Below are 16,978 nucleotides of genomic sequence, written 5' to 3'. Positions count from 1 at the left end.
CAAATGCTGGACCAGTCTCTATCATATATAAAGGAATCTTATGAAATACATTATTAATTATTCAAATGATACTGCTTTTAATATTGCTTTGGAAGAATATGCTTTTAAGCATCTGTTAGATGAGGATCAAATCTTCCTTCTCTGGATTAACAAACCATCCATTATCGTCGGTCGCCACCAAAATACCATCGAAGAAATCAACCGCGACTACGTTCGGGAGCATGGTATTGAAGTAGTTCGTCGGATCAGTGGTGGTGGGGCTGTTTACCACGATTTGAACAACCTCAACTACACCATCATTTCAAAAGAAGATGAAAACAAAGCCTTTGACTTCAAAAGTTTTTCTACTCCTGTGATCAACACCTTGGCTCAACTTGGGGTTAAGGCTGAATTCACGGGTCGTAATGACTTAGAGATTGATGGTAAGAAATTCTGTGGAAATGCCCAAGCTTACATCAATGGTCGGATTATGCACCATGGTTGCCTTCTCTTTGATGTGGATTTGTCAGTCCTTGCTAATGCTCTCAAGGTGTCTAAAGACAAGTTTGAGTCTAAAGGGGTTAAATCCGTTCGCGCTCGTGTGACCAATATCATCGATGAGTTGCCAGAAAAAATCACGGTTGAAGAGTTCCGTGACCTACTTTTGGACTACATGAAGAAAGAATACCCTGAGATGACAGAATATGTCTTCTCGGATGAAGAATTGGCTGAAATCAATCGTATCAAGGAAACCAAGTTCGGTACCTGGGATTGGAACTATGGGAAGTCTCCTGAATTCAATGTCCGTCGTGGCACAAAATTCACAAGCGGTAAGGTGGAAATCTTCGCTAATGTCATTGAATCAAAAATTCAAGATATCAAGATTTACGGTGACTTCTTTGGTATCGAAGATGTTGCAGCAGTAGAAGATGTTCTTCGTGGCGTTAAATACGAACGTGAAGACGTCCTCAAAGCCCTTCAAACCATTAATCTAGGTCGTTACTTTGCAGGTATCACTGCAGAAGAAATTGCTGAGGCAGTGGTGGAATAAAGTCAAAAGAGATTCGCAGTAGCGAATCTCTTTTTTGAAACTAGTTTCACATAGAAATTATTGTTTTACGAAGGATTTTGTAGTATAGTAAAGGTGGAAAAGTGTATTTGCTAATCCCTGTATCCTAATTTTATTTAGTCTCGTGATCGTTTTCTTAAAGGAGAAAAATCATGAAAAAAGTTCATTTATTCCTTGTACTTCTGACTTTGCTTGGTTTATCTGGCTGCACAGAGACACCAAAAGAAAGTAAAACAAGTCCTTCCAGCTCTCGTAAGGTCACATCTGCTTCATCAACAAGAGTCAGTGTAGAAACAAAGGAGCGTACGGAACCCAATCCACCAATGCCAGCAGAGGTAGCAGAGCGATTAAAAAATAAGGAAGGCAATACGGAAGCCGGTGGTCAGGAAACATTGCCATCTTCAAGCGAGGAACAAGCTTCATTGAAAGAGAATACGAAACCTTCTCAATCGGTCACACAAGAAACATCGTCCAAAGAGAATCAAGGAATCCGAAAACTATTGCCTATTTCTTTAAAACTTCAAGAAGAATGGTATTTCTGTGCTCCTGCGACAGTCCAAATGATCCTGGCTAGTCGAGGGGTTAGCGTCTCTCAACATCAATTGGCTAAGGAAATGGGGACTTTTGAACCCTATGGGACTCATAATCGAGATGCCATTCGCGTCTTGAATCAGAATCTATTTGGCTATCCAGAACCAAGTGGAAATCAGGCTGGTTATCGACTAGCTACTGTCACAGATGGTAGTCCTGATTCGGAAGATATCCGCTTCTTTAAAGAACGCGTTCGCAAAGATATTGATGATGGGTACCCTCTCTATTACACCTTTAATGTTGCTCAAATCTATCCTGGAAAAAGTGGGGAACATAATGTGATTGGAGTTGGCTATGAATTGACAGTAGATGGCAAGGACATCGCAGCAATCTATTATTTAGACCCCGATACACATGTACAGGATCCTAGCTATGGAGGTTTGAAGAAGCTGACACCAGAGGAGTTGTTAGCAGCAATGGCTACGTGTGGTGAGAAAAATTATGCCTGGTGAGAAAATATAGTCGTAAAACGTAAGTTAGTTCATGACACGGTCTCTTTTCTTGATATTCGAAAACTATGAGTGTACAATATAGAGGAAATCTGAACAAAAAAGGGGATTGAATTCGATGATGAAAATTCCAGTGGAAAATCTTGGTCTATTTGAACAGTTAGATCGTATAGTAGTGGCTTTTTTTAGCAAACAACAACCTTCCAGTCCTTACGATTTAAATGTCAGTATTACACAAGAACACCTTGACCAGAAAAAGCAGGAGCTAGAACCATTAGGTTATCAAGCTGTCCAACTACCATTAGGAATGGCTTTAGATAACGTCATCCAGCAACCACATTATGAAAACCTAATCATTGGTGGTCTTGCTCCTGAGGAAATAATCGTTAGCAAAGAAGAATTAATGCCTTTGAAAGATATCGTGGATAGCTTTTGTATTATGTACGCTGCAGCGAATAACAGATTGGAAAATAGTAAAGCTTATGAATTAATGAAAGATAAGACGGTTTATTTTATTGGTAAACTATTTACAGATTTTCCGAAGGCCGGTGATGAAATTGCTTATTTAGGAATTGATCGAATAGCGAGTGACGGAACACAATATGAAGCAGTTAAATGCTTTCTAACGAAAGAGAGTGCTGAGAAGTACAATGGTGAAAAAAGACCGGTCACCCCTGCAAACTTGGCTTATCTAAAATCATTCTGGGGAAAACCAGTCATTATTGAGCCACACCGTAATTATTGGATCGAATTTTTATAGAAAGAATAAAAGAGCGGTAGACATTCAAAAAATCTATCGCTCTTTTTAAAACTAATATATTACATAATTTACGTTATGTAATTTTATAAACTATCCAAGGCGTTTTTCTGTTCGTCATTAACGATATGCGTATACAAGTCCGTTACCTGGGTGCTAGCATGTCCCAGCTGGTGGCTGACCAAAACCTGTGATTTGGTAGCATCATAGAGACGCGTTGCTAATGTATGGCGAAGCTTGTGGGGTGTCACGCGGACTTTGAAGTCTTCTGAATACTTGGCGACCATCTTTTCCACGCTAGAAGCATCGATCCGGTTTGGAACACCTCGATACAAGGTCAGAAAGAGGGCTGTATCAGTCTTTTCTGTCTTGTAACGTTTGTCTCGGATAGCAAGATATTGCTCCAGATAAGGCTTAGCAAAGGCAGCAACATTGACTGAGTCTCGTTTTCCACCTTTTCGAGTGACGTCAATCACCATCATCTTAAGATTGAGGTCACGAAGGTCTAGGTTAACGGCTTCAGAGAGACGGACGCCAGAGGCAAGAAGGAGTGCGATAATGGCTAAATCTCGCTCTTTATTCTTATTAAAGGAGGATAAGGCGCGATTTGAGAGTGTTTGAGGGTATTCCTGGTCGATATAGTTAAGAAAACCTTCTGTTTCATCGCCTAAAAAGAGCTTTTGTTTGATATTCTCAGCTCGAGCAGCCAAGGTTTCTTTCTTTTTCTTGGTAGCAACCTTCTTCATGACATTACGGTAGAAATAAGGTTCCCCTTGCTCATTTTCAACCTCCTCAGTCAAATACTTATAAAGACTAGACAGTGCAGAAAGGGTACGGTTAATCGTTGTTTGGGAAACCCCGTTTTTCGTTGTATTGGCATTGAGCAGAGGACGTTCACGTAAGTAAAGAATAAAGGATTCCATATCTTTCTTGGTCATATGCTCCAGAACGTCTAAAGGGATCTCGGCTATGGTGTCAGCATCCGATATCCCAGATTCCAAAACCCAGGTGAAAAATCGATCGTATTCCTTTAAGTATTCGTACAAGGTCGTAAAACTGTAGGGAACGGCCAGTTTCGATTGATAATATTCCAATACATACCAGGGCATGACTTGTTTGAGTTTATCAATCCGTTCTAATAAGATCTCGCGTTTCATCTTTTTCTCCAAATCTTTCTATACTAGTAGTATAACATAGCCAGATGTATTTTTCAAGAAAATTATAGTTTTTCGGAAAGATGTTATGGGGGTTATTTCAGTTAACTGGAAAAAATTTTTCTCGAAATAATGTACTTTATTCCCGTGAAAACTAAATCTTTCGCATACTAAAATTCTGTACACTATCTACTTGAAAACTAAAAATACAATCTTTTAAAATAATGTACTTTATAAAAATCTATGATAAAAAACAAGTTCAAATTTGAACCTGTTTTTTAAATTTTCCTATAAGGAACAAAATGTTCTCTTTTTCGTCTACGCCCTTTACAAAATATGCATGGCTCGATAGATCGTTTTACATTTGCAATCTTATCTACAATAGCCATTCTATAACGATGCTCTGGATTATTCTTACAAATCCACCAAAATCTTAATTGCGTATTATTTGGGATTCTTTCTGGATCCCCTAGAATAAGATTGTTAAGATAGTCCCACTCGTTCATCAAATCTTCAAATGAGATATTATCTTGTCTTTCTTTTAATTCTGCACAAAATGGACACATTTCTTTAAGATCTTTTGTCTCGGAATTTAAATACTTATTTAATATAATGCTGAAGCGCTCATGAAATTCGAAGTTACATTCTTTGCAGCGCCATAAATAAAACCTTTTTTCAGTTAATAATGGAACAAAACTATCTATTGAGACTTTATTATTTGGTGCCCACAATTTTGCTAGTTCAGGGTACAAATAATCAAATGTATTATACCCATTCAGAGGCTTATCGTTGTTACAGAAAGGACAACACTGAGAAACTTCTCTTCGAATTGGGATAGAACATAAATATGTCCCATGACACTTTGAACAATCCCACCAATATTTTTTCGTTTCTATTGTTGTCTGAGATAAATGAATAGGAATTTTATTTTTATCGCTCCATTCTTTGATGAGTTTTGGTTCTTTAAGGAAAATATTATTTTTAAATACCTCAGTCCTCCAGTCACATTGATTGGGACATGTTTGAAAGTTTTGATTTTCTAAATCGGTTCGACTGATCATTTCGGCTGGGCTACATTGAAAGTTGATTTTACAACAAGGACAAACCCAACTAACTACATTATTTGACTTAAACCAATATTCGGAAAAATCCCTTTCATTACTGAGGTCCCAAAATTCCCTCAAATAGGGATGTGTTTCATTTAGTGTATTAAAATCCTGAAGTTTTTCTCTATTTGAACAAAATGGACAAGACCTATCTGTTTTTTCAAATAGTGAGCATGAATACTCTCCGTGACAATTCGTACATTCCCATAACACATGAACATTAGATAATACATCAACTTGATTAGGTGTATTATTGTTCCTTTTAGACCACTCCTTGAGCATGGAAGAATTTAAAAAAGATAGAGGAGAAACATCAAAATCTTTATCCAATAACTCTTCAAATGAAGAATGACACTCCAAACAGTAATGACCACTTCTTTTAATTCGGTTCAATAATCTATCAATAGATAATTCAAATTTGCAATGACACTTATCACATTCCCAATGGATAGGTACTGTTATATTGTAACTCAGCTTCAGTTCGTTAAATTTAAATTTGTTTAAATGTTCGCTATAGATTTTAGCTAAATTTGGATAAATTGATTTGTAATCGCAATGATAGGAAGTTTCATTGCAGCCAAAATGAAATAAATCCCCACTTGTTAGTTGAAATAACCTCTTATTTGTCGCAGAATCTTTCCAACTTAATTGACACGTCGGACATTTAAAATTGAATTTTCTTTTACTATTGAACGGCAAGGTAAGAAGTTTCTCATCTAATTCTTCATCTCGCTCAATGCTGTAGTTTATATAATTTCTGAAATCGGGATAAACCTGAAGGACGCTCTCATTTTCATCAATGGAACGTTCACCTAATCCACAATGGGGGCAACACCTAAGATATTCATAACTGTCAAGCTGCACATCAATGATTTTCGCTTCCCAATGGTGTTGACAATAAGGGCAAGACCAATAGGCATATTTTAAACTATTTGACGATAATTTTTTGGGGTCAAGAACATTTCGTTTTTGATCCCAGTACATGTAAATAGCTGGATTATCTTTAACTTTCTTGTTCATTTCTTTCCTCATTTATAATTAGTTTTGCTGTCTAGTAAGTTTTTAATAGAAACCACTTTAGTTGATTTTTGAGGATTTTCTTGTTCAATAAGACCACCAGAATGAAAATCTATTTCTGAATCAGCGGTGATGATATTGTCTGCTAGGAAATCCTCACTGATAACCTTTTGAGAATATTTTAACAATCCTTCTTCTTTTAAAAGCTCATTCGCAATTTCTGGATAGACACTTGTTTTGATTATTTGTAATAGTTTTTGATTCTCATCACTTAACTCATTTTCTCTTTGTAGCTTCTGTTTTAAATCTTCATTAGTTGACTGTAGTTCAGAATTTAAACTACGTAACTTATCTGCTTCTTGTTTATAGCTGGCCGCAATGTTTGCTATCTTCTTATAGTATTGGCTAATTTCCACCAATGCTCTTTTCATAGCACCTGGAGCACGATTTTTTGCCATAAAATTGTCAGGATCTATGGTCTTGTAAGTAATCACAGCCTCATAATTTTCATCTTGGTATTTAATTTCACTTTCTTTTAAAAAATCCCTGAATCTTTTGTTACGCCTAATGGTTGTATCCGCAACATTTTGATAGCCATGATTCCTCACATAGTCACCGAACCGAGGAATTTTTACCAAGCTTAAATCACAGGAACACTGGGAAATTAAATACTGTTCAAACAAATGAATCAATTCATCATCAGTAATTGATTTCTTTCTAGCCATTAGACTTCTTCTCCTCTAAAGATAGTTGTTTAGCATTTAAGTAATCCTGATAGGTATTGCTAACTGTTTTTAATTTCAACAAAGCTTCTCCAATATCTTCAATATGACCTTTCCCTTGTCTAACTTTTCTAATCGCTTCATTTACAACCATAGCTTTTTCATCAACTGACTTTTTAAATGTTTTATCCATTGAAAAATAATCTTTACCTGCTTTACGGTAAAAAGGGCAGCTCGTACAAGCACCTAGTTCTGCATGCTCACTAATGACTTTCAGACAATCTGAATAATCACCTTTCGCAAAGCGGGGCGAGTAACATCGTCCTTTATTTTCTAAAGTGATGTATTGTCCTTGTGCTGTGTAAAATGGCTGCCTCTTACTTATAGCGTAATTCGTATTTTTACTCGTTAGTTTACGATACATTTGATAACTACGACATTCAATAAATTGGCTTAAATTTGAAAAATAATGAGATGAAGTTGTCACATCTTCATGACCAGCTAAAAGCATAGCTGTAACAGGACTAGCCCCTTCTGCAATTAAATTGATCATTGCAATATGTCTCGTATCCCCAATATGAATCAAATTAATCTCGTTTTCATCTAATCTAGCTGGAAAACTAAAATAATTAACTTGATAACCGTATTTTTGAGAAATGATCTCATTAAAAAAATACCTCAAAATAGTATTGAGATTAGTGTAAGTTAAAAATCGGTTATTAACACCTGTTCGACGACCCCAACGGTTATAATGAGGATCAGTCACAAATAATGTCTCTAATTTAGTAGAACGATCATTTTCAGTAAGTTTGAGGTAAGTCTTTATTTCAGAAGCTAATGAATTAGTAATTTCATAAGTATTCAACGTATAATCTTCAGAAATTTTATGTGCAACAAGTCGATCCCTTCCTTTGATTATATTTCTCCTTAATGTAAGAAAATATTTCCCATCTTTCTCGGTCAAACAGTTTCTTTGTATTAAAAGAAATTCTCTTGGCCTTAAAGGTAAAATCGCTGTAATCTGCCACCAGAGATACAATGGATAATAAAATAGACGTTCTTTTTTAGATAATGTTTGAGACCAATAATCATTTAAAATGTCATTAAAAGTAAAATAGGATTGAAATTGCGCTAATTGTCTTTGCTGTTTTGACCTCTGCCTTTTTTGAAGGTTGATAGTTAATTTATTATCTAATTGCTCCAATAGTTGATTTAGTTGACTATCATCTGAACAGGGAAGATTTGAGAAAAAGTCAATACATAAACCAGGAAATATTACAGAGATATTTTCTAAATCTAAAAACGCATCTTTGGTTGTATTTTTAATAATACGTTTAATATCCATTAGAAATCGCTGTAAAGTTCTTAAAATATGTTGTTTCATTGAGAAAACAATAAAACTTTTTAAGTAATCAATAAATTCCTTATAAGATAACTGAAAAATTGATTGATAAAATCTCCTATATTGGAATTCAGAAATGTTAAAAAACAGGCTAATATTGGCATATTCATTTGTAGTTTCCCATTTCTTATGATCAAAATCGTAACTTAGAATAATTCCTTTATCAAAATAGTCATCGAAAACTTCTTTTGCTCGCAGAACACAATCACGGTCAAAAGGTTCAAAATAATTTTCAATTTTAAAAAGTTTAGCTTGATTGTTCAATTTATTAACTCCTTTATTATTTCTTCGTAATCATGTAACACGTCATCTCCATATTGCTCGCATAAAGCTTGCAACATTTCAGTTAAACAAGGTTTTATTTGTTCTTCCAAAATACTCCGAATTTTACCTTTTTCTAAATCAGAACGAACTCTAGAGTATTGTTTGTTCAAACGATTGAATTCTCCTACTAATAACAATAAAGTAGATTTCGTTTGTAGTTCATAATGACAACCGATGCAATGTTGCCTATCGTCATATGGACAAATTTTTCCAAGCGCAGACAAAAGACACATGCTTTCACCTTGTTTTGAGAAGGCTTCACCGTTTCCTATACGATGACAAATAGTAAGAAGTTGATTAGGCTCTGCTTCTTCTTCTACCAAAAGCTTTAATGCCTTTTGAGATTTTACTTCTGCCTGAATGCTTAAAGCCAATGTTTTTTCAATCTCATTTGGTGTCAAATCTAACTGTTTAATCATCTGAGTCTGTTGACTAGGGCTTAATTCTTTATACTTTCCTCTAGTAACAATCGTCAGGAGCATTGATGGAATCATAGATAAAACACCTCGTTCAAATAGTTCTCTCGCAACCATTTCTGGTTTAAGCTGGCTTAGTTGGGCATCTTTTAGGTACGTTGTTGTGGTTTGAGCAAATTCATCGAATGAACCTTTATGGCTACGGGCTAATGCAGCTAAAAAATACCCTTTAATATTTAACTCAGATTTTTCTTGTAAAACATCATCTGCCAACATGGCAACAGTTTGAAGATAGGATTTATTTGCAGATCTAGAACTAAAATTCCTTTCAAGAAATAAGTCTCCAATTTCTTTCCCCATATATCGATTAATTCGTTTATATTCTTTTATTTGTCGAATTAAAGGTTCATCATTATTATCTTTATTCAACTGATAATGAGCTTCACAGATAGCCAACAACGTTCCAATCAATACCTGACAACTCTCAGGGACCTGAAATTTAATCTGACTAATATTTTTAGTTCGCTTTGTTTTGTTTGGAGTAATATTTAAATAAGTTAAACGAGTTGTAATACTTAAAAGAGTTCTTCTTGCCTCACTGCTACTCCAATTACCACTTCTAACTGATTTTAGAACTTCTTTCGGTGTTCTAGGAAGTTGTGGATGTCCAAGTTGTTCTAAATCTGTTCCACGTAGCGCACATATAAAATGAAGTGCTAGAAATAGCCAGGTATCTGCGTAGTCTTTTGAGATTGCTGCTTTATAAAGCATATCTTCTTTTCTAATGTAATTGTCATTAAAAAGAAAATACAGTAATTCTAAATATTCGTCTAACTCATAAGCGTTAGTCTCCTGTTCTAATGTGTATCGAGGTGTAAATTCATATCTTTTGTGATAGTTACATCTCATTTTATTCATTAACCACTTTAAAAAATCAATAAAAACTTCGCCTTTTTGCTTTTCAAGTGCATATACTGCTTCTTCAACCAACAATTCAATCTCATTATCATTACAGAGAAATAAATCTCTTTTAAGATAAAAAGCAAGAAAATCTTGAACATAAAACATGTTTTCCTTAGATAAGTTGCTATCTTCTGAGTATTGCTGAAAATATTTGTAAGTTAATGGGAATTTTTGTTTAAATATAGGCTGAATTCCTGCTAAACCAGTTGGTCCAAGAAGATAATTGGTTATTTTTTCTATTAATAATTGAGCATCTTTATCTGAGATAGAATAGTTATCCAAATCAATCTCAATATTAAACCAATTGTTATCAACTAAAAACTTACTAATTTTGCCTTTATACTGTATATCGTTTTTTCCGAGTTCACTTAACAGATTTTCGATCAAAGATTTAATTGAATAAGTCATACATTACCTTTCTAACTTATCACCAAAAAGTTCATTTGCTCGCCAATTCATATAGTCAAAAACACCATTATTAACTTGACCATATTGTTTTGCGATTTCTCCTTTGTTTTGTAGATAAACCCAAGCACTCTCAGGCGATTTATCACCTCTTGCTGACATAAGCTCACTTATTTCAGAAACCCCAGATAATACTAACTGTGTCGTGTACCAGTGTCTGAAAATATGTGGGGAAATATTATGCTCCTGCAAAAGCTGCCCAAAAAAGACAACCTCTGCATCATCAGATTTTAAGAAGATTGGGATCATTTCGTCGCGAATAATCTTACGAAATCGTTGATAGTATACATCGTATGATAATGCTTTTCCTCGTCTGTTAAGATTTAAAGGTCCATAATCCTTCTCATACTTCTTACCTTCCAGATAAGTCATATAGTCATTATAAGTGTCTAAAAAGACCTCCAGAAAGATATAAGGTACTGCTTGAAGTCTTTCCTTTTTAATCCGTCCAGTTGGCTTTAAATCGCTTCGGAGAGGTATTTCTTTTCGTAGATCGATCTCAATCTTAAATACTTGCCCATCACTTTGGTGAAACAAAATACCTGGCCCTAGAGGACTATCTTCACGTCTTACATTGCATGCTTCTGATGGTCTTAAGCCAACAAAGGCTCCCAAGGCCACAACCATGAGTAGATCTTTATGATAGTGTGCTATGTGAGAAAATAACATCTCAAAAGCACTATTTGGCATATCACGAAAAATAGCTTTCTCAGTGTTGCTATCATTTACGTATATTTCAAAATTTGGTTCTTTACGCTTTATAACCCGTCCTCTACTATTCGTAAAAGTTGTCGTAGAATACAATTCTTCTGCTTTTAACTTAGCCTTTCCCTCTCGCTCACTTAAATAAAGAGTTAAGAAGTCAAGAACTGCATTTACGCATTTTTCAACGGTGCTTTTCTTTCTTTTTTCTCTATCTCCTGGTAACTGAGATAATCCATAAAGCGTAAAAAATTCTCTAACCATTTCAAGTGTAAGTTGATCTATACTTTTAAGTCCAGAAGTACCAAATATAAAATTTAGAAACTTAACAACGTAAGAAAAGCGTTTATTCCCATCATCTGAAATAGACTTGATTCTTGAAGTAGATTTAACATAACGATGAAAATCAGTAAATTGTAAGTTGCCGTCATCGTGCTTCAGAACGATAAATTGCTTTGTCACGATGTTGTTATCACCTAAAACTAGTGAATGTTTATATACAACAAATCTCATGTTATCTCCTTGTTTAATATGACTGAAGGTTCTGACTGGGTTTTAGGATGTCAATACACAAAAAAACGATCAAATCAGTACCATTTTCCTTTGTGCTCTAAACTGCATAAAGGGAATATCGATGAGTACTTTCATTGATCGTTATTATTATTTGAATTAATTCAATAACAAAAGTAACTTCATCTAAGTAATAAGAGCAATTAATTAGCTCAGCAACAACGATAACCACAGCAACTCCTTCTAAACAATGAAAGGAATATCCGCCGTGGCTATCTATTTACTTTTTTTCTTTTACTTTTGTAAGTTACTTTTGTTATTTTTACTTTTTCTGTATTATATCATATTTTGATTAAATTGTCATCTGAGATAGTGATTTTAAAAAAACTGGAAATTTTTTTAATTGTATATTTTGACAATAAAAAACATTTTTATATCAATTTAATGATTTTAGAGCGTTTTTAGCTTATTTGATTTTAAAGTTGTCGTCTATTCCTCAGGATTACTTGAAGAACAGGAAAAATTCGACAACAAAGTAGTCGATCTATTCAGTTATAAAACCTATGAAGGTCTTTCTGCTGGAACTGGCCACTCCTACTTTGGAGATGTAGATTATACTCTTACTTATTCAACTGAGAATATCCCTCATGATTTCTCCTCATGTGCTGAGAGCTTTCTTCTATACTAATAGACGAAAGGGTGTGAAAATGATTTTTAAATGATACTGTGGAACGGAACAGTAGCCCTAGTATTGACTACTGTCGTTTCTATTCATATTGGCTATTCTAGGACTGAGATGAAAAAATCTATAAATGCTCAGAATAAAATTGAACCCGCAAATCTCCCCAAAACAATGGTGAGTCATGTACTTGTATTATTCCGAAAAAATACACCTCTGGTGCAGTGAGACAAATTGGTGTATCTTATAGTGGCTTCGTAGATGAAAGCTATACTCTACTATCACTCTTTGATGATGTAGAACAAATTGAAAAAGATAATAGACTTCAGACAGCTATTGATGTTGTCAGAGAACAGTTTGGTTTTTTAGCCATACAAAAAGGAACCGTCCTAACTGAAGGTTCCAGAAATATTGAACGCAGTAAACTTATCGGTGGTCATTCCGCGGGTGGATTGGAGGGATTAAAATGAAACAAGAAAAAAATACAGTACAATTTTCAGAAATCCGTAGCAAAGGATGTAATGATATTGAAATGCTTGAAAGATTTTTACATGGAATCGTTGAAACAGCAACTTCAAAACTTCGTCAGAGAAAACTCAAAACAACTGAAATATCGATACGACTAGTACATGCTAAATCTGAAAACCGATTACCATTGGAATTTACATTTAGCATTAAGCCAACAAGCTCATCTGTGATAATCTATACTGAGGTAATCAATCGCTTTAAAGAATGTTACACAGGTGGGGGAATTCAAGGTTTTACGATTCAATTTGATAAAAATACCCTTGCCTCTGCATAGAAAGGATTTGATATGATTGACCGTTCATATTTACCATTTCAATCAGCAAGAGAGTACCAGGATACAAAGATGCAAAAATGGATGGGCTTTTTCCTATCTGAACATGCATCAGCACTCTCTGATGATACAAACAAAGTAACGTACATGTCTGACTTATCACTAGAGAAGAAATTATTACTCCTCAGTCAAGTATACGCCGGGCAGCTACGCACACGCATTCAAGTGATTGAAAAAAACAAGCGTGTTTCCTACACTGGAACAATACCAAGTCTGACCAAAGATTTCATTTTGATAAAAACTACAACAGGTCACATCAATTTGAAATTAAAAGACATTATTAGTATTGAACTTGTCGAGGAGGTGCTCTATGAATCAGCTTGAGTTTCAGCGTAATCACCTACAAATGGACTATTATAGCGAGAGCTACCAAGATTTTGAACGTGACTTCTACCGCTACTCTAACATGAATATTCCATTGACCTTCCTAACTGATGATATCCTAAAAACAATGGCGACTTCACGTAAGAATTACTTTGTCCTCAATAAGGAAAAGTCCAGAGATAACCGCGATCACTTCTTCATATTTGAAGTAAGTACCGTAGATGAGAATCCGCTAATCTATCATTATACATATAAGAAAACTACAATATATTTAGCAGAAAAATAGGAGCAGTTCAATTGACTGTTCCTATTTTTAATATTCATAAAATCTAAAGTCTTTATACTCTTTAACAATGGAGTCGCCAACCAGAACAGACTATACTGACCAGCGACTACCTTAAATTTAATGTTTCAGATTTATTTTCTTATCTCTAATTTCATAAACTACATCTGCTACATTTTCGAGTAATCGTTTATCGTGGGTGATAAACACGATAGTTCCGGTGTACTCCTTCATTAGTATTTCCAAAGCCTCTAAACTTGGTATGTCAAGGAAGTTACTGGGTTCATCCATTATTAGGATGTTATATCTACCCATGAGCATTTTAGCAAGCAACAATTTTATAATTTCTCCACCGCTTAAAACAGATAAACTTTTTCCAATATCGTTCTGTTTGAACCCCATAGATGCTAGCACTGAACGAATTTCTGATATATTGTAGTCACAATCCTTCTGCATAAACTCCATAACATTCTGATTACTGTTGTACTTGTAACCATTCTGTGCAAAGTAACCTATTTTTGCCTTAGGCGAAATAGAAATTCCTTCTTCATGGTTTAAGATCATTTGGATTAAAGTTGTTTTTCCGATTCCATTACCACCAGTTAACGCCACTTTTGCTCCTAACGGAATTTGAAAAGATGCATTTTCAAACAGAGCCTTATCCCCAAATACTTTATTAATTTCTGCACCGACTATAGGGTATGGATTATGGAGCTCCAATGCTTTACTTTGCCTGAAACGAATTCTGCGAATGCCTTCCGGAGCTTCTACTTTTCCTAAGGCCGCAATCCTGTGCTCTAGGGTTTTAGCAGCATTATACATCTTTTTTTCCTTACTTCCTATTGATTTTTGATGAGCTAAACGCCCTCCGTCTTCAGTACTTTTTTTCTTTGAAGAACCTTTTGCCTTCTGTTCTATTTTACGAGCCTGTTTTCGCTTTTCCTCCGCAGCCCTTTCCAATCGGGCACGTTCCGCAATAAATTGTTCGTATTCTGCAGCTTGGCTCTTACGTTCTTCCTCTTTCTGACGAAGATAATCAGAATAGTTTCCCCAATACTCAGTGATTTTGCCATCTTTCAGTTCCCATATTTTATCTACTATTTCATCAAGAAAATAGCGGTCATGGCTAATAACTAACAGTGCACCTGTAAAATATTTTAGCTGTCCTATTAGAAAATCAATTCCTTCACGGTCTAAATGGCTCGTAGGTTCATCCGCTAAAATACCATGAACCTGTGCCGATAAGGCCTGTGCTATTTTAAGCCTTGTTTCTTCACCACCGCTCATAGTCTGTATATTTAATTGCTCAACACCTAGCTTGCCTACAAGTGCAAAATCTTTTTCCTCCTGCAGAGTTACTTCGTCCAACTGGGGAATATAGGCAAGTTCACCCAGACGATTCATTTTACATCCTGGGGGAGTTAATTCTCCTAAAAGTACCCTGAGTAAAGTGCTTTTTCCAGCACCATTTGCTCCTACTAAACCAATACGGTCATAATCATATACTTCTAATTCATTTATATCTAAAACATCGCGTCCTTTGAATTCCACACGAATGTCTTTTGCTTTTAATATTAATTCCATAACATTTCCTCCTGTCTATAATCGCATGCTTTCATTTGCTTGTATGCAGGGAAAACCCTGCGATTTTAGCAGGAAGAGTTACATGAAAATAAGATACATAAATATTCCTCCAATATTGTTTATTTTAAATCTAATTTTCTAACCTCAGTTATCATTTGGCAAACTATAGCAATGCCAATAATTAAAATACCTGATAGTAAAAACCAATGATTTACACCGATTTTATCAGCAAAGAATCCAGAAAGAATTAACCCAATTGGCATAGCAAGTGACATGATACTTCCGATCAAAGAAAATACACGTCCTAAATATTCAGGCTTAATTTTCTCCTGAAAAAGAGCTGTTTGCACACCGCTATAAAATGGCACCGAAAGCCCCATTATTGCACAGCAAACTACGAATATTACAAATCCATTTGGAGGAAGTATTCCCGAAACGGCTAAACTGGTCCCCATTATAAAAAATGAACTTGTTATTAGTAATACATGCTTTTCGAAGCCCCCTAATCTTCCTAATAATAAGCCTCCTGCTAGCATCCCAAATGCAAAGGAAATTTCCGTAATAGAAATATGCACAGGCGTTCCATTAAAGTGTTCCATGTTTATTAAAGGAAATAGTGCATTGATTGGCATATAAACAAAAGTATATAGTGTTCCTAAGAGTAATAAGGCAAACAATCCTTTGTTTTGTCTCAGAACCACAACTCCTTCTTTCATCTCCCTTATGAAATTTGGTTCTAAACTTTGCACTTGATTACCCAGCTTAGGTATACGTACAATTGCTACCGTAATAGATGCAATCACAGCACCCAATACGTCGATGGCAATAATAGCATTTAAATCCCAAACGGAGTATAAGAGTGCTGCAACTGCCGGACTAACAATATAGCTTATAGACTGCAAAGACTGACTATAGCCTGCGCATTTCGTTAGCTGTTCTTCTGGTACTAAAAGTGGTGTAACCGCATTGAGTGCTGGGGTATGAAAAGCTGTTCCAATGCTACGGATAAACAATACTATCATAATCATCCAGACAGGTAGCTCCATACAGAATGCAACAATAGCAAGCACTGCACCAGCTGCTGCGATAATTAAATCGGCACCAATCATTATCTTCTTCCTATCATGACGATCCACTAGCACACCAATGGCAGGTCCCAAAATCGCATAGGGTAAAAAACCTACTAATGAAGCCATAGACAAGACCATCGCAGATCCTGTTTTTTCTGTAAGGTAAAAAATAATCGCCATTTGCAGGATGGCACTAGTGATTAATGATACTGCTTGCCCTGCCCATATTGCATAAAATTTTCGTTTCCAATTGTTGTATTTTTCCATTTATATTATCTCCTGCATATTATTTTGCTTGAATTTCTATTTTGAATAGCATTCTAGGCAATAAAAAATGCAGGCCAAACCCCACAATGTGGCTTTTGGTCTGCATACATACAATTTGGAAACATTCATATTAAAGACATAGTTAAATAAAGGTATAGTTAAATAACCAATATCCTCACCGTAACTAATGAATGCTCAATATCGTATAAATAAGCACAACAAAAAAGCCTATCATCGGGTATAGATTCTGCTTTTTTTATTGCCAGCTTATCTTAAACGCATTGAG

Annotated in this window: 15 protein-coding genes; 7 read left to right on the top strand and 8 right to left on the bottom strand. The window is 35.2% G+C overall.

Annotated elements, in window-relative coordinates; genetic code table 11:
* Positions 1-40: 40 nt before the first annotated feature.
* The 3 genes from QM351_RS02750 (at position 41) to QM351_RS02740 (ending at position 2,848) form a co-directional block, all read left to right on the top strand.
* Positions 41-1,030, top strand: a complete 990-nt coding sequence (locus tag QM351_RS02750) for a lipoate--protein ligase (RefSeq protein ID WP_371585029.1) — start codon at positions 41-43, stop codon at positions 1,028-1,030.
* Positions 1,031-1,200: 170 nt separating this feature from the next.
* The gene (locus QM351_RS02745; RefSeq protein ID WP_414326456.1) at positions 1,201-2,091 is read left to right on the top strand and encodes a C39 family peptidase; all 891 of its coding nucleotides are present in this window, start codon (positions 1,201-1,203) and stop codon (positions 2,089-2,091) included.
* A gap of 115 nt (positions 2,092-2,206) precedes the next feature.
* Entirely contained in the window at positions 2,207-2,848 is a 642-nt protein-coding gene (locus QM351_RS02740; RefSeq protein WP_414326454.1) for a hypothetical protein, read from the top strand.
* 83 nt (positions 2,849-2,931) lie between these two features.
* Here the strand turns inward: QM351_RS02740 and xerS are convergent, their stop codons facing one another.
* From xerS to QM351_RS02710, 6 genes are all read right to left on the bottom strand, one after another.
* Positions 2,932-4,002, bottom strand: coding sequence for a tyrosine recombinase XerS (gene xerS / locus QM351_RS02735; RefSeq protein ID WP_049483475.1), 1,071 nt, complete (start codon positions 4,000-4,002; stop codon positions 2,932-2,934).
* 275 nt (positions 4,003-4,277) lie between these two features.
* Complete coding sequence (locus QM351_RS02730; RefSeq protein WP_006152013.1) at positions 4,278-6,125, bottom strand: zinc-ribbon domain-containing protein; 1,848 nt, start codon at positions 6,123-6,125, stop codon at positions 4,278-4,280.
* Positions 6,126-6,133: 8 nt separating this feature from the next.
* A complete protein-coding gene (locus QM351_RS02725) occupies positions 6,134-6,847 on the bottom strand; it encodes a hypothetical protein (protein WP_414326452.1) in 714 nt (237 codons plus the stop codon).
* Positions 6,840-8,510 (bottom strand): hypothetical protein, encoded by a 1,671-nt coding sequence (locus tag QM351_RS02720; RefSeq protein ID WP_414326450.1) that lies wholly within the window; start codon positions 8,508-8,510, stop codon positions 6,840-6,842. Before QM351_RS02720 ends, QM351_RS02725 begins: the two co-directional genes overlap by 8 nt.
* The gene (locus QM351_RS02715) at positions 8,507-10,357 is read right to left on the bottom strand and encodes a hypothetical protein (RefSeq protein ID WP_414326448.1); all 1,851 of its coding nucleotides are present in this window, start codon (positions 10,355-10,357) and stop codon (positions 8,507-8,509) included. The genes QM351_RS02720 and QM351_RS02715 overlap by 4 nt, the downstream gene beginning before the upstream one ends.
* Before the next feature lie 3 nt (positions 10,358-10,360).
* Positions 10,361-11,629, bottom strand: a complete 1,269-nt coding sequence (locus QM351_RS02710; protein WP_006151645.1) for a site-specific integrase — start codon at positions 11,627-11,629, stop codon at positions 10,361-10,363.
* A gap of 900 nt (positions 11,630-12,529) precedes the next feature.
* Between QM351_RS02710 and QM351_RS02705 the strand changes: the two genes are divergently transcribed.
* Genes QM351_RS02705 through QM351_RS02690 form a run of 4 tightly spaced genes read left to right on the top strand, consistent with a single transcriptional unit; the run spans position 12,530 to position 13,774 of the window.
* Complete coding sequence (locus QM351_RS02705; protein ID WP_001813542.1) at positions 12,530-12,775, top strand: hypothetical protein; 246 nt, start codon at positions 12,530-12,532, stop codon at positions 12,773-12,775.
* Positions 12,772-13,107: a hypothetical protein gene (locus tag QM351_RS02700; RefSeq protein ID WP_000806926.1), complete on the top strand. Its 336-nt coding sequence runs from the start codon at positions 12,772-12,774 to the stop codon at positions 13,105-13,107. The genes QM351_RS02705 and QM351_RS02700 overlap by 4 nt, the downstream gene beginning before the upstream one ends.
* A gap of 12 nt (positions 13,108-13,119) precedes the next feature.
* Complete coding sequence (locus QM351_RS02695; protein ID WP_000567222.1) at positions 13,120-13,488, top strand: hypothetical protein; 369 nt, start codon at positions 13,120-13,122, stop codon at positions 13,486-13,488.
* Complete coding sequence (locus QM351_RS02690) at positions 13,475-13,774, top strand: DUF5960 family protein (RefSeq protein WP_001072467.1); 300 nt, start codon at positions 13,475-13,477, stop codon at positions 13,772-13,774. Before QM351_RS02695 ends, QM351_RS02690 begins: the two co-directional genes overlap by 14 nt.
* Before the next feature lie 117 nt (positions 13,775-13,891).
* Here the strand turns inward: QM351_RS02690 and msr(D) are convergent, their stop codons facing one another.
* On the bottom strand, positions 13,892-15,355 hold the full coding sequence (msr(D), locus tag QM351_RS02685) for an ABC-F type ribosomal protection protein Msr(D) (protein ID WP_000420313.1): 1,464 nt from the start codon (positions 15,353-15,355) through the stop codon (positions 13,892-13,894).
* Between the two features lie 119 nt (positions 15,356-15,474).
* Positions 15,475-16,692: a macrolide efflux MFS transporter Mef(A) gene (gene mef(A), locus QM351_RS02680; protein WP_414326445.1), complete on the bottom strand. Its 1,218-nt coding sequence runs from the start codon at positions 16,690-16,692 to the stop codon at positions 15,475-15,477.
* Positions 16,693-16,978: the final 286 nt, after the last annotated feature.

The sequence above is a fragment of the Streptococcus parasanguinis genome, assembly GCF_047465465.1.
GTDB lineage: Bacteria > Bacillota > Bacilli > Lactobacillales > Streptococcaceae > Streptococcus > Streptococcus parasanguinis_AI.
The sequence above is the reverse complement of the archived record's forward strand: the minus strand, read 5'-3'. Positions and strand labels throughout refer to the sequence as shown.